13 protein-coding genes are annotated in these 13,282 nt (G+C 63.4%); 7 read left to right on the top strand and 6 right to left on the bottom strand.

Features of this window, described 5'->3' with window-relative positions:
* The 4 genes from ugpC to ugpB all read right to left on the bottom strand — a co-directional run.
* Nucleotides 1-739: sn-glycerol-3-phosphate ABC transporter ATP-binding protein UgpC (gene ugpC / locus AC6LJW_RS03420; protein ID WP_498086510.1), on the bottom strand; the 739-nt coding region annotated here is incomplete at its 3' end.
* 50 nt (nucleotides 740-789) lie between these two features.
* A complete protein-coding gene (ugpE, locus tag AC6LJW_RS03425; protein ID WP_056561049.1) occupies nucleotides 790-1,641 on the bottom strand; it encodes a sn-glycerol-3-phosphate ABC transporter permease UgpE in 852 nt (283 codons plus the stop codon).
* A 21-nt stretch (nucleotides 1,642-1,662) separates the two neighbouring features.
* Nucleotides 1,663-2,544: a sn-glycerol-3-phosphate ABC transporter permease UgpA gene (ugpA, locus tag AC6LJW_RS03430; RefSeq protein ID WP_056561051.1), complete on the bottom strand. Its 882-nt coding sequence runs from the start codon at nucleotides 2,542-2,544 to the stop codon at nucleotides 1,663-1,665.
* 221 nt (nucleotides 2,545-2,765) lie between these two features.
* A complete protein-coding gene (gene ugpB, locus AC6LJW_RS03435; protein WP_056561054.1) occupies nucleotides 2,766-4,079 on the bottom strand; it encodes a sn-glycerol-3-phosphate ABC transporter substrate-binding protein UgpB in 1,314 nt (437 codons plus the stop codon).
* Nucleotides 4,080-4,208: 129 nt separating this feature from the next.
* Here ugpB and AC6LJW_RS03440 point away from each other — a divergent pair, with 129 nt between their 5' ends.
* The 7 genes from AC6LJW_RS03440 to AC6LJW_RS03470 all read left to right on the top strand — a co-directional run bounded on the left by AC6LJW_RS03440 (nucleotide 4,209) and on the right by AC6LJW_RS03470 (nucleotide 10,552).
* Nucleotides 4,209-4,607, top strand: a complete 399-nt coding sequence (locus AC6LJW_RS03440; RefSeq protein ID WP_498086511.1) for a hypothetical protein — start codon at nucleotides 4,209-4,211, stop codon at nucleotides 4,605-4,607.
* Complete coding sequence (locus AC6LJW_RS03445) at nucleotides 4,604-5,158, top strand: queuosine precursor transporter (RefSeq protein WP_056561057.1); 555 nt, start codon at nucleotides 4,604-4,606, stop codon at nucleotides 5,156-5,158. Before AC6LJW_RS03440 ends, AC6LJW_RS03445 begins: the two co-directional genes overlap by 4 nt.
* 460 nt (nucleotides 5,159-5,618) lie before the next feature.
* A complete protein-coding gene (locus AC6LJW_RS03450) occupies nucleotides 5,619-6,734 on the top strand; it encodes a high-affinity branched-chain amino acid ABC transporter substrate-binding protein (protein ID WP_056561060.1) in 1,116 nt (371 codons plus the stop codon).
* Between the two features lie 191 nt (nucleotides 6,735-6,925).
* A complete protein-coding gene (gene livH / locus AC6LJW_RS03455; protein ID WP_056561063.1) occupies nucleotides 6,926-7,852 on the top strand; it encodes a high-affinity branched-chain amino acid ABC transporter permease LivH in 927 nt (308 codons plus the stop codon).
* Entirely contained in the window at nucleotides 7,852-9,087 is a 1,236-nt protein-coding gene (locus AC6LJW_RS03460; protein ID WP_056561065.1) for a high-affinity branched-chain amino acid ABC transporter permease LivM, read from the top strand. The genes livH and AC6LJW_RS03460 overlap by 1 nt, the downstream gene beginning before the upstream one ends.
* The gene (livG, locus tag AC6LJW_RS03465) at nucleotides 9,084-9,851 is read left to right on the top strand and encodes a high-affinity branched-chain amino acid ABC transporter ATP-binding protein LivG (RefSeq protein WP_056561068.1); all 768 of its coding nucleotides are present in this window, start codon (nucleotides 9,084-9,086) and stop codon (nucleotides 9,849-9,851) included. Before AC6LJW_RS03460 ends, livG begins: the two co-directional genes overlap by 4 nt.
* A complete protein-coding gene (locus AC6LJW_RS03470; RefSeq protein WP_056561071.1) occupies nucleotides 9,851-10,552 on the top strand; it encodes an ABC transporter ATP-binding protein in 702 nt (233 codons plus the stop codon). The genes livG and AC6LJW_RS03470 overlap by 1 nt, the downstream gene beginning before the upstream one ends.
* Nucleotides 10,553-11,070: 518 nt before the next feature.
* Here AC6LJW_RS03470 and cuyB read toward each other — a convergent pair.
* Nucleotides 11,071-11,814 (bottom strand): cysteate racemase, encoded by a 744-nt coding sequence (gene cuyB, locus AC6LJW_RS03475; RefSeq protein WP_056561074.1) that lies wholly within the window; start codon nucleotides 11,812-11,814, stop codon nucleotides 11,071-11,073.
* Between the two features lie 16 nt (nucleotides 11,815-11,830).
* Nucleotides 11,831-13,282: an N-acyl-D-amino-acid deacylase family protein gene (locus AC6LJW_RS03480; RefSeq protein ID WP_498086512.1), complete on the bottom strand. Its 1,452-nt coding sequence runs from the start codon at nucleotides 13,280-13,282 to the stop codon at nucleotides 11,831-11,833.

The following is a 13,282-nucleotide window of genomic DNA, read 5'->3' on the forward strand; positions in this document are numbered from 1 at the left end:
CCTGCACTTCCATCAGGTTCATCGGGGGCGAGCCGATGAAGCCGGCGACGAACGTCGAGGCGGGTTTTTCAAACACTTCCATCGGGGTGCCGATCTGCTCGGGAACGCCTTGGTACATGACGATCATGCGGTGCGCGAGCGTCATGGCCTCGACCTGGTCGTGCGTCACGTACAGGCTGGTCGTGCCAAGGCGGCGATGCAGCTTCATGATTTCCAGGCGCATCGCCACGCGCAGCTTGGCGTCCAGGTTGGACAGCGGCTCGTCGAACAAAAACACCTTGGGTTCGCGAACGATGGCGCGGCCCATCGCGACGCGCTGCCGCTGGCCGCCCGAAAGCGCGCGCGGACGGCGGTCGAGCAGGTGGCCCAGTTCCAGGATCTGCGCGGCAATGTCGACGCGCTTCTTGATCTCGTCCTTGGAGAACTTGCGGATCTTCAAGCCATAGGCCATGTTTTCGAACACGGTCATGTGCGGGTAGAGCGCATAGTTCTGGAACACCATCGCGATATCGCGCTCGGCGGGTTCCAGCGTGTTGACGACCTTGTCGTCAATGACGATTTCGCCGCTGGTCACGGTTTCCAGGCCGGCGACCATGCGCATCAGCGTGGACTTGCCGCAGCCCGAGGGGCCGACGATGACGATGAATTCACCGTCCTTGACGTCCATGTCGATGCCATGGATGACCGGCACGTTGCCGGCATAGGTTTTCTTGACGTTACGGAAGCTGAGAGTAGCCATGAGTTATTCGTGTTCGGAGTCGTGTTCGGGTGGGCGCGCGGGGGGGGCGATCATTTTTCAGTGTCGACCAAACCCTTGACGAACCATTTCTGCATCAGGATGACGACCAGCGCCGGCGGGATCATCGCGAGCATGGCGGTGGCCATGGTGATGTTCCATTCGGTCACGCTGTCGCCGCCGCTGATCATCCGCTTGATGCCGATGACGACGGGGTACATGTCTTCCTGCGTGGTGACGAGCAGCGGCCACAGGTATTGGTTCCAGCCGTAGATGAACTGGATCACGAACAGCGCGGCGATGCTGGTCTTGGACAGGGGCAGCAGCACGTCGCGGAAGAAGCGCACGGGGCCCGCGCCGTCGATGCGCGCAGCCTCGATCAGCTCGTCCGGCACCGTCAGGAAGAACTGGCGGAACAGGAATGTGGCCGTGGCGGACGCGATCAGCGGCAGGGTCAGGCCCGCATAGCTGTTGAGCAGGCCCAGATCGGCCACGACCTTGTAGGTGGGCGCGATGCGGACTTCGACCGGCAGCATGAGCGTGACGAAGATCATCCAGAAAAAGAACATGCGGCCCGGAAAGCGGAAGTACACGACCGCGAAAGCCGACAGCAGCGAGATCGCGATCTTTCCGATCGAGATCGCCAGTGCCATGATCAGGCTCACGTACATCATGCGGCCGACGGGCGCGCCCGACGAACCGCCCGACGATCCGCCGAAAAGCGCCTGCATGTAGTTGTCCACGAAATGCGGACCGGGAATCAGCGACATCGGCGCCTGAGCGACTTCCTGCGCGGTCTGGGTGGACGCGACGAAAGTGACGTAGAGCGGAAATGCCACCATCGCCACGCCGCAGAGCAGAATGACGTGGGCCAGAATATCCAGCCAGGGACGGCGTTCAACCATTGTTATCAGCCTCGGACAAAATCAATACTGCACTTTGCGGTCGACGTACCGGAACTGTACGACCGTCAAGGCAACCACAATGAACATCAGGACGACGGACTGGGCGGCGGACGAACCGAGATCCAGGCCGCGGAAGCCGTCGCTATACACCTTGTAGACCAGGATCGAGGTCGACGTGCCCGGGCCGCCTTGCGTCGTCGTGTCGATCACGGCAAACGTGTCAAAGAAGGCGTAGATGATGTTGACCACCAGCAGGAAGAACGTGGTGGGCGACAGCAGCGGGAAGACGATGGTCCAGAAGCGGCGCGCGGGGCTGGCGCCATCGATCGCGGCGGCTTCGATGAGCGAACGCGGGATCGATTGCAGGCCGGCCAGGAAGAACAGGAAGTTGTACGACACCTGTTTCCAGACGGCCGCGATGATCACCAGGGTCATCGCCTGATTGCCGTCCAGGCGGGGATTCCAGTCCACGCCCGACTTGCGCAAGGCCACGGCCAGGATGCCGACCGAAGGCGAAAACAGGAACAGCCACAGCACGCCGACGACGGCGGGCGCCACGGCATACGGCCAGATGAGCAGGGTCTTGTAGAGCCCGGCGCCGCGGATCACGCGGTCGGCCATTACGGCGAGCACCAGCGACACGCCAAGGCCAACACCGGCCACCAGCACCGAAAACACGGCGGTGACGCGGAAGGAGTCCAGGTAGCTCTGTTGCGAGAACAGTTCCATGAAGTTGTCCAGGCCGACGAACTGCGAGGACAGACCGAAGGGATCTTCAAGGCGCATGGACTGCCACATGGCTTGTCCGGCGGGCAGGAAGAAGAACACCACGGTAATGATCAGCTGCGGCAGGAGCAGCAGATAGGGCAAGGTCTTGTGCCCGAATACAACGCGTTTTTCCATAGGGGGAACCCAAGGTACAGAAAAGCGGCGGTTGAAATAACCGCCGCCTGAAACCGCCATCGCGCATGCCGCGCGTGGCGCCCGGAGCCCGAAAGCACCGGCACTCATAAAAACACGATAGGCTTAAAGCCCCAGAAAAACCAGGGCTTTAAGCCTCGTAAGTCCTTGTCGCAACATGGAAAATGCCGATTGACAAGGCGGTCAGATCACGCGAAAGGGCGTTACTTTACACTCTTCTCGAACTTTTCCAGCAACTCGTTGCCGCGCTTGACGATGTTCTCGGCGCCGTCCTTCGGAGCAACCTTGCCCGAAACGATGCGTTCGATTTCAGCGTCTTCGATTTCGCGGATCTGGGGCAGGAAGCCCAGGCGCAGGCCGCGCGATTGGGCGGTCGTTTCGACGTTCAATTGCTTCACGCCGACTTCGGTGCCCGGGTTCTTGTCGTAGAAGCCTTCCTTCTTGGTCAGCTCGTACGCAGCCTTGGTGACGGGCACGTAGCCGGTCTGCTGGTGCCAGCGGGCGGCGATTTCGGGGCTGGCCAGGAACTTGAAGAACGCGGTCACGCCCTTGTAGGTTTCGGGCTTCTTGTTGGCGAAGACCCACAGCGAGGCGCCGCCGATGATGGTGTTCTGCGGCGCGCCTTGCACGTCGGCGTAGTAAGGCAGCGTGGAGGTGCCGAACTCGAACTTGGCGTTCTTGGCGATGTTCGCGCGCAGGCCGGACGAGCCGGTGATCATGGCGCACTTGCCGCTGATGAACAGCGAGTTGGGCTCGTCGCCGCGGCCGCCATACATGAAGATGCCTTCCTTGCCGAGCTTGGCCAGGTTTTCCAGGTGGCGCACGTGCAGCGGGGTGTTGATGGCGATGCGCGCATCCACGCCGCCGAAGCCGTTGTCCTTGGTGGCGTACGGCACGTTATGCCAGGCCGAGAAGGTCTCGAGCTGGGTCCACGACGGCCACGACGTGGTGTAGCCGCATTCCTGGCCAGCGGCCTTCAGCTTCTGGCCGGCAGCGGCCAGCTCTTCCCAGGTCTTGGGGGGATTGTCGGCGTCCAGGCCAGCCTTCTTGAAGGCGTCCTTGTTGTAGTAAAAGACGACGGTCGAGCTGTTGAACGGCATCGACACCAGCTTGCCGTCGGCCGACGAGTAGTAGCCAGCCACCGCGCCGATGAATTCCTTGGGATCGATCGGATTGCCGGCTTCTTCGGACATCTGCTGCACCGGCTTGATGGCGCCCTTGGCGTACATCATGGTGGCGGTGCCGACTTCGAAGACCTGCAGGATGTCCGGCGCGTTGCCGGCGCGGAACGCGGCGATGCCGGCGTTCATGGATTCACCGTAGTTGCCCTTGTAGATGGCCTTGACCTGGTAGTCGGGGTTCTTCTTGTTGAATTCCTCGACCAGGCCGTTGACGCGGTCGCCCAGCGCGCCTTCCATCGAATGCCAGAACTGGATCTCGGTGGCTGCTTGCGCGGAAGCGCCGGCGAAAGCCGTCATGATGGCGGCAAAGGTCAGTGCAATACGATGGGATCGCATAAAGGGTTCTCCAGTTGGGCGTGTTGCGAACGGGTTGTCCGGGCGCATGAAACACGACACCTTATGAATTGTTTGTGACAAAACCGTGACTTTCACATCACTACAAACGCCTGTCAAATTGCGCGTTTCATGCGCGAACGAACATTTCTGGGGTTTTTGCTGCCCGGAAGTGACCGTTTACAATTGCCGCCTATGAAAAACGAACTTTCGATTGCGTTCATCGGCGGTGAGGGCAGGGTGAGAGCCCTGGCCGCGCGCCCGGCCGGCAAAGTATGCGCCGCCAGGGACGTTCATGTCATTGACATAAACCAGCATGCAACGCGCGCATCGCAGGCGGGGCGGCCGACGGGCGCGCGAGCCCGTAATGGCCGCATGGTGCGCACCGCCGGGGCACTGTTCGCGCGCGCGACACGGAACATGCAAGGTGTTGCGGCTTCGACACGTCAATGGATGCAAGACAACGTCGCGATTGCGCGAATGGCTGCAGTTGGCGCAGTGCGCGGGCCGATCGGAGCGTGCCGCCAATGACACCGTCCGCCGCGCGCTTTCCGGCCATGACCCGCCTGCAGTTCGGCATTTCGGTGCTGTGCATGCTGGCTGTCGTGGTCGGCTCCAATATCCTGGTGCAGGTGCCGCTCAATGACTGGCTGACATGGGGCGGGCTGTCCTATCCGGTGGCGTTCCTGGTCACCGATGTGCTCAACCGCCGCTTCGGCCCGGGCGCCGCCCGGCGCGTGGTGTGGTTTGGCTTTGCCGCCGCCCTGGCCGTGTCCGTCTGGGTGGCCTCGCCGCGCATCGCGCTGGCCTCGGGGCTGGCGTATATCTGTGCGCAGCTCGTCGACATCCAGGTGTTCGACCGCCTGCGCGACCAGCGCTGGTGGCGTGCGCCGCTGGCGTCCGGGGTGCTGGGCGCCATATTGGATACGGCGGTGTTCTTCAGCGTGGCATTCGCCGCATCCGGGGCGCCGTGGGTCACATGGATGCTGGGCGACCTGGCGATCAAGCTGGTCGTCAATATCAGCATGCTGGCGCCGTTCCGTGCCCTGATGTGGAACCTGGCCAAGCCCGCGAACGCTTAGCCGCGTTCCGCTCCGTCTGCGCGAGGCCATGACTACGCGCGTCCGATGCTGTTTTAAGCCGGACGCGCGTTTTTTATTAATCCGCCAGACATTATTTGCGCGGTACGCAGTAAGTCCGGCGTAAGCACTGTATTTAAATGCGTTCTTAAACGCCGTATTAATGCGTTTTCATATAAATAGCCTAACCATAAATTCCAGCAAAGCGCCAGCGGACAACGCAGCCGGAATTGCGTTTTCTCCAACGAATTCACCGCATTACGCGAGCTATCCGTCACGAATAAAAGCCCCAATTGAAATATTGGGGATTACACGCAGTGACAGTATGACGGCTTGCTTTCAGAATACCGGCCACACCGTGTTTTTGCCCAAGAAGCCGGCGACGGGCAATGCGGACGAAGGGGTACTCTCCCGATAAGCCGTGTTGGACAGAGCCGCTCAAAACCTCGCTGGAGAACTCCGCATGAAGTTTCTGAATCGCCTTACCCCGGTAGCCATGGCGCTTGGGGCACTTGCCTTGGCTGGCGCCGCGCACGCCGCCGACACGATCAAGATCGGCATTCCCCAGCCCATGACCGGTCCCAACACGCAATACGGCGACCAGATCCAGGCCGGCGCGCTGACCGCCATCGAGACCATCAACGCCAAGGGTGGCGTCAAGGGCAAGAAGCTCGAACCGATCCTGATCGACGACGGCTGCGAACCCAAGCAGGCCGTGCCCGCCGCCAACCGCGTGGTCAACTCTGGCGCCAAGTTCGCCGTGGCCCATGCATGCTCGGGCGTTACGGTCGCCGCCGTGAAGGTCTACGAGGAAGAGGGCATTGTCGGCATCACCCCGGGCGCCACGTCGCCCCTGGTCACCGACACGATCAAGCCGCATTTCTTCTTCCGCACCATCGGCCGCGACGACCAGCAAGGTCCGTACGCCGCCGGCTACATCGCCAAGACCTTGAAGCCCCAGAAGGTTGCCGTGCTGCACGACAAGCAGACCTACGGCTCGGGCGTGGCCACGCAGGTCAAGGACGCGCTGGCCAAGGAAAAGGTCAACGTCGCGCTGTTTGAAGGCATCAACGTCGGCGACAGCGACTACTCGGCCATCATCACCAAGCTGAAGTCCGCGGGCGTGGACCTGGTCTACTTCGGCGGCTATCACCCCGAGCTGGGCCTGCTGCTGCGCCAGGCACGTGAACAGGGCCTGAAGGTTCAGTTCATGGGTCCGGAAGGCACGGCCAACCAGGATCTGGTGGCAATCGCCGGTCCGGCCATCGACGGTCTGCTGGTCACGCTGCCGGCCGACTTCACCAAGCTGCCGGGCAACGAAAGCATCGTCAAGGCCTTCAAGGACGCCAAGCGCGATCCGGACGGCGCCTTCCAGATGCCGGCCTACGCCGCGGTCCAGATCCTGGCTGACAGCATCAACGCTGTCGGCGAAGATCCGGCCAAGGTCGCCGACTACATGCACAAGACCACGTTCAACACCGGCATCGGCAAGGTCGAATACGATGCCAAGGGCGACCTGAAGGACTTTGAGTTCGCCGTCTATAAGTGGGACAAGGACGGAAAGAAGACCCAGCTGTAAACTCGCGATCCCGCCGGCGTGTCGCCGGCGTGTAGGGCCTGCTGTCTCCGTCTTGCCGTAATCCGCGTAGCGATGCGCCAAAAGCGCTGTGCGGCCGGCAAGGCGGCGCCGGCAGGCCCTTATAAAATACGCCCAGGTTTCCGGCTCCGGGTCTCGCTACCGGAGCCGGAACTATTTGGAGCAATGGAATCATGTCCGACCTCATACCCCAACTTACCCAGCAATTCTTCAATGGATTGTCCCTGGGAGCGATCTACGCGCTGATTGCCATCGGCTACACAATGGTCTACGGCATCATCGGCATGATCAATTTCGCCCACGGCGAAATCTATATGATCGGCGCCTATGTGGGCCTGGTCACCTTGACGGCAATCGGCACCAACAGCGGCTTGCCGACCCCCTTCATCATCGCGGCCATGCTGCTCGTTGCCATTACGGTTACCGGCATCTACGGCTTTTCGGTCGAACGCGTGGCGTACCGGCCGGTGCGCGGCAGTCCCCGTCTGGTGGCGCTGATTTCCGCCATCGGGATGTCGATCTTCCTGCAGAACTGGGTGGCCCTCGGCCAGGGCGCACGCGACATGGCCGTGCCCTCGCTGGTGTCGGGCGCCGTGCAGTTCCACATGGGATCGGACTTCGACGTGACCGTGCCGTATTCGCGCCTCATGATCATCGTGGTGACGGTGGTGCTGATGATCGCGCTGACGCTGTTCATCAAGTATTCCCGCATGGGCCGCGCATCGCGCGCCTGCTCGCAGGACATGCACATGGCCAACCTGCTGGGCATCGACACCAACCGCGTGATCTCGTTCACGTTCGTGATGGGTGCGATCCTGGCGGCAGTGGGCGGCGTGCTGATCGCCATCACCATCGGCAAGCTCAATCCCTTCATCGGCTTCCTGGCCGGCATCAAGGCCTTCACGGCGGCGGTGCTGGGCGGTATCGGCAGCATCCCCGGCGCCATGCTGGGCGGCGTGCTGCTGGGCCTGGCCGAGACCTTCGCGGCCGCCTATATATCGTCGCAGTACAAGGACATCGTGGCGTTCTCGCTGCTGGTCCTGATTCTGCTGTTCCGTCCCACCGGGCTGCTGGGCAAACCTGAGGTGGAAAAAGTCTGATGTCGACCAACAATCTCAAAAACGCCACGATGGCGGCCGTGCTGACGGCGGTCATCGTCACCCCGGTCTTCGGTCTGCAGCTTATCCGCCAGGGCGCGCGCACGTCGATGGAATCGAACTGGTCGCTGGTGGCGCTGGCCGCGGCGGTGGTGTTCGTTTTCCAGCTGCTGCGACCGTGGCTTGCCATACCGTTCAAAAAGTTGAAGACCAGCCTGCCGACGCTGTCGTCGGCGCCCGCCCGCAACCATAAGCCGCTGATGCTGCTGCTGCTTGCCGTTGCGGTGATCTGGCCGTTTTTCGCGGGCCGCAGTTCGGTGGACATCGCCACGCTGGTGCTGATCTACGTGATGCTGGGCCTGGGCCTGAACATCGTGGTGGGTTTTGCCGGGCTGCTGGATCTGGGCTTCGTGGGCTTTTACGCCGTCGGCGCCTACACGTATGCGTTGCTCTATCACTGGGGCGGCTGGAGCTTCTGGGAAGCGCTGCCGTTCGCGGGTGCAATGTCGGCGCTGTTCGGTTTCGTGCTGGGCTTTCCGGTGCTGCGGCTGCGCGGTGACTATCTGGCCATCGTGACGCTGGGCTTCGGTGAAATCATCCGCCTGCTGCTGATCAACCTGAATAAGATGACGGGCGGTCCTGACGGTATTTCCGGCATTCCGAAGCCGACGTTCTTCGGCCTGGAAATGACGCGCCGCCCCAGCACCGAGGGCGGAACGACATTCCATGAGTTCTTTGGGCTGACGTTCCAGAACCAGGACATGGTGATCTACCTGTACATGATGGCGCTGCTGCTGGCGCTGGTGACGCTGTTCGTCTCCACGCGCCTGATCCGCATGCCGGTCGGCCGCGCCTGGGAGGCGCTGCGCGAGGACGAGATCGCCTGCCGTTCGCTGGGCCTGAATCCCACGCGCATCAAGCTGTCCGCGTTCACGCTGGGCGCCATGTTTGCCGGCTTTGGCGGCGCGTTCTTCGCGGCGCGCCAGGGCATGGTGAATCCGGAGTCCTTCACGTTCATCGAGTCCGCGCTGATCCTGGCCATCGTGGTGCTGGGCGGCATGGGTTCGCAGGTGGGTGTGATCCTCGCTGCCATCCTGCTGACCGTGCTGCCCGAACTGGCGCGCGAGTTCGCCGAGTACCGGATGCTGATGTTCGGTCTGGTGATGGTATTGATGATGATGTGGCGTCCGCAGGGGTTGTTGCCCATGAAGCGTCCCCACGTGGAGCTGGCTAAATGAGCGAGGCATTGCTGAAAGTTTCCGGCCTGACCATGCGGTTCGGCGGCCTCCTGGCCGTCGACAGCGTGGGTTTCGAGGTCATGTCCGACGAGGTCTTTGCCATCATCGGCCCGAACGGGGCGGGCAAAACCACGGTGTTCAACTGCGTGGGCGGCTTTTATGCGCCAACGGCCGGTGAAATCGTCATGGACGGCAAGCCCATCACGGGTCTTGCCAGCCACAAGGTGGCGCGCCATGGGCTGGTGCGCACGTTTCAGAACGTGCGCCTGTTCAAGCAGCTGACGGTGCTGGAAAACCTGCTGGTCGCGCAGCATACGCAGGTCGAGTCCCGGCTTCTGCCGGGTCTGCTGAAGACCAAGGGCTATCGCCAATCCGAATCCGAGGCGCTGTCGCGTGCGGCGCAATGGCTGGATTTCATGGGCCTGCGCGAGTTCGCCAACCGCGAAGCCGGCAACCTGGCCTATGGCCACCAGCGGCGCCTGGAAATCGCGCGCTGCATGATCACCAAGCCGCGCCTGCTGATGCTGGATGAGCCGGCCGCGGGTCTGAATCCTCAGGAAAAACGCGATCTGCAATCGCTCATCGACCAGCTACGCCGCGAATTCGGCGTGGCGGTGCTGCTGATCGAGCACGACATGAGCCTGATCATGGGCATTTCGGACCGCATTCTGGTCATGGAACACGGCAAGCCCATCACGACCGGCACCCCCGAGCAGGTGCGCAACGACGAGCGCGTCATCAAGGCGTACCTGGGGGAGGAATGATGCTGAAGCTGGAAAACATACACACGTACTATGGCGCCATCCAGGCGTTGAACGGCGTGTCGGTGGACGTCAACCAAGGCGAGATCGTCACGCTGATCGGCGCCAACGGGGCGGGCAAGACGACGCTGCTGATGACGGTCTGCGGCAATCCGCGGGCGCGCGAAGGCAAGATCACGTTCGAAGGCGAGGACATCACGAACAAGGACACGCACCACATCATGCGCAGTGGCATTGCCATTTCGCCTGAAGGACGGCGCGTGTTCAAGGACCTGACGGTCGCCGAGAACCTGATGATGGGCGGCTTCTTCTCCAAGCGCGACCAGATTGAGGCCGGCATTGACCACGTCTACGGTCTGTTCCCCCGTTTGAAGGAGCGCGCCAGCCAGCGCGCGGGCCTGATGTCGGGCGGCGAACAGCAGATGCTGGCCATCGGCCGCGCGCTGATGACCCGGCCGCGCCTCTTGCTCCTGGACGAACCGACGCTGGGCCTGGCTCCGCTGGTGATCGCCCAGATCTTCGACATCATCCGCGAGATCCGCGAGCAGGGCGTGACCGTGTTCCTGGTCGAGCAGAACGCCAACAAGGCACTGGGCGTGGCGGACCGCGGCTACGTGCTGGAAAACGGCCGCGTGGTACTGCAGGACACCGGCGCCAACCTGCTGGTCAACGACAAGGTGCGCAAGGCGTACCTGGGCGGTTGACCTCTTCCCCGCGAAGGAAGCAGGCGCATCGAAAGATGCGCCTTTTTTTTGTTTGGCGGTGGGAATGCGTAGCGGCCGGTGTCTGACACCCTCGAAGCACGGCGGCTGACCCGGGGTTATCGCGCTTGGGTGTCAGACACCTCGTTCAGCGGCACTTCGCGTAGCGGCCGGTGTCTGACACCCTTGAAGCACTGCGGCTGACCCGGGGTTATCGCGCTTGGGTGTCAGACACCTCGTTCAGTGGGACTTCGCGTGGCGGCCGGTGTCTGACACCCTTGAAGCACTGCGGCTAACCCGGGGTTATCGCGCTTGGGTGTCAGACACCTCGTTCAGCGGGACTTCGCGTGGCGGCCGGTGTCTGACACCCTTGAAGCACTGCGGCTAACCTGGGGTTATCGCGCTTGGGTGTCAGACACCTCGTTCAGCGGCACTTCGCGTAGTGGCCGGTGTCTGACACCCTTGAAGCACTGCGGCTAACCCGGGGTTATCGCGCTTGGGTGTCAGACACATCATGCCCCTCACGCGGCGATCCGTTCCGCGGGCTGGTCGGCCTGGTAGTGCGCGATGGCGGCGCGGGCAAGGGCGTCGATGGAGTCGGTGAGGGTCACGCCCAGGCTGGGGCGCAGGGCGTGGGGGACGGCCAGGGGCAGTTCCGTGCAGCCCAGCACCACGGCGTCGGCGCCGCGGGCCTTCAGGCGGGCGATGCATTCGGCGGCGGGCGCGAAAGCGTCTTCGAGCTGGTTTCCCTTGACGGCGCGGATCGAGCCCATGCAGAAGCGTTCGACTTCGTCGTCGTCAGGCACGATGCACTCGTAGCCTTGGGCTTCGAGGTGCCGCTGGTAGAGACCGAGCTTGAGCGTGGCAGCGGTGCCCATCAGGCCGATGCGGCCGCTGGGCAGGCCGAGCCGGCGCAGGTCTTCGATGACCGCCTGGATGATGTGCAGCACCGGCAGTTGCGTGGACGCGGCGATCTCGTCGAACCACAGGTGGGCGGTGTTGCACGGAATGGCGATGAGCTGGGCGCCGGCCTGTTCCAGGAAGCGCACGCCATCAACCATGTGGGGCAGGGGGCTTTCTCCGCCGGCCATGTAGGCGCTGGACCGGTCAGGAATGCGGGGATCGTTGCGCAGCAAGGTGGGAATGTGTTGCTGGTCAACCGTGGCGGGCGTCAGCGCCGCCAGGCGAAGGGCAAAGGCCGCGCCGGCCATGGGGCCCATTCCGCCCAATACACCCAGGTAGCAGCCCTGGGAAAACGTCTTCACTTTAGGTACTCCGTGCTCATGCATCACCGGGCGTCAGGACATGGCCCGGGCGTTCGGTGCCCGTCCGTTCCCCGTCCCAGACCTGCCTGCCGTTGACCCACACGGCGTGGATGCCCCGGCTTGCCTGAATGGGCGCTGAAAAAGTGGCCGCGTCGGTGACGGTGGCGGGATCGAACAGCACCAGGTCAGCATGATACCCCTCCCGGAGCAGGCCGCGCCGGGCGACGCCGTACTGGGCCGCGGCCAATCCCGTCATCTTGTGGATGGCGGACTCGAGCGACAGCAGGTTCTGTTCACGCACCATGGTGCGTAGCACGTTCGTGAACGTGCCCCATTGGCGGGGGTGCGGATGCGGGTCGAAGGGCAGACCGTCCGAGCCAACCATGGTCAGCGGATGGGCGAAGATGCGTTTGACGTCCGACGGGTCCATCAGGAAATAGATGGCGCCGGCCGGGGCCAGCCGGGCGACGGCGGCTTCGTCGTCCAGGCCCAGTTCGGCCATGACGTCGCTGAAGTCGCGGCCCGTGGCCTCGGGATAGCCTTTGGACCAGGTGATCATCGTGCGGCTGGCGAGCCGCGCGCGGTCCAGCCGCAGCATGGTCGACGTCGCGGGGTAGGGATGGCAGTCCAGGCAGACGGGCTGAGCGGCCGCGGCGCGGCTGATGAGGTCCAGCGTTTCGCGGGTGCGGCCGTGATTGCGTTCGCCGGCCAGCTTGTGATGCGAGAACACCACGCGGGATTCGGTTTCGCGGCCGATGAGCAGCGCCTCTTCCATGGCGGGCACAATGTGGTCGGCCTCGTCGCGCAGGTGCGTGGCGTAGATGCCGGCGCGGCCGCGCAGCGGTTGGCACACGTCGATGATCTCGTCCGTGGGCGCGGCGCTGGCCGGCGGATAGAAGGTGCCGGTCGATACGCCGAACGCGCCGGCGTCCAGCGCTTCCTGCATCAGGTCGCGCATGGCGGCCCGTTCGGCGTCGTTGGCCGCGCGCGAGGTGTCGTCCATGACGGCGACGCGCAAGGTGGTGTGACCCACCAGCGGAATCACGTTGACGGCCGCCGGCGTGTCGCGCAGGGCGTCCATCCAGGCGCGGAAGGTGCCAAAGCGGAACAGCGCTGGCGGACCCAGCAGATCGAGCGGCTGCGGGACCTGCGTGCGCGCGAGCGGCGCCAGGCTGATGCCGCAGTTGCCGGTGACGACCGTGGTGATGCCTTGCGACACCTTGGGCAGCATGTCGGGATGCGCCAGCAGGTAGCCGTCGTCGTGGGTGTGCGAGTCGATGAATCCCGGCGCCAGGACCTGGCCCCGGCCGTCGATGACCGGCACGCCTGCGGGATGGGCAAAGCTGCCCACCGCCGCGATGTGCCCGCCGCGGACAGCCAGGTCGCCGTGGGTGGCGGGCCCGCCCGAGCCGTCGATGAGCGCGGCGCCCGCGACGATGAAGTCAGCCTGCAAGGTGTCTGCCGTCAT

This window comes from Achromobacter sp. 1012554356 (genome assembly GCF_059760815.1).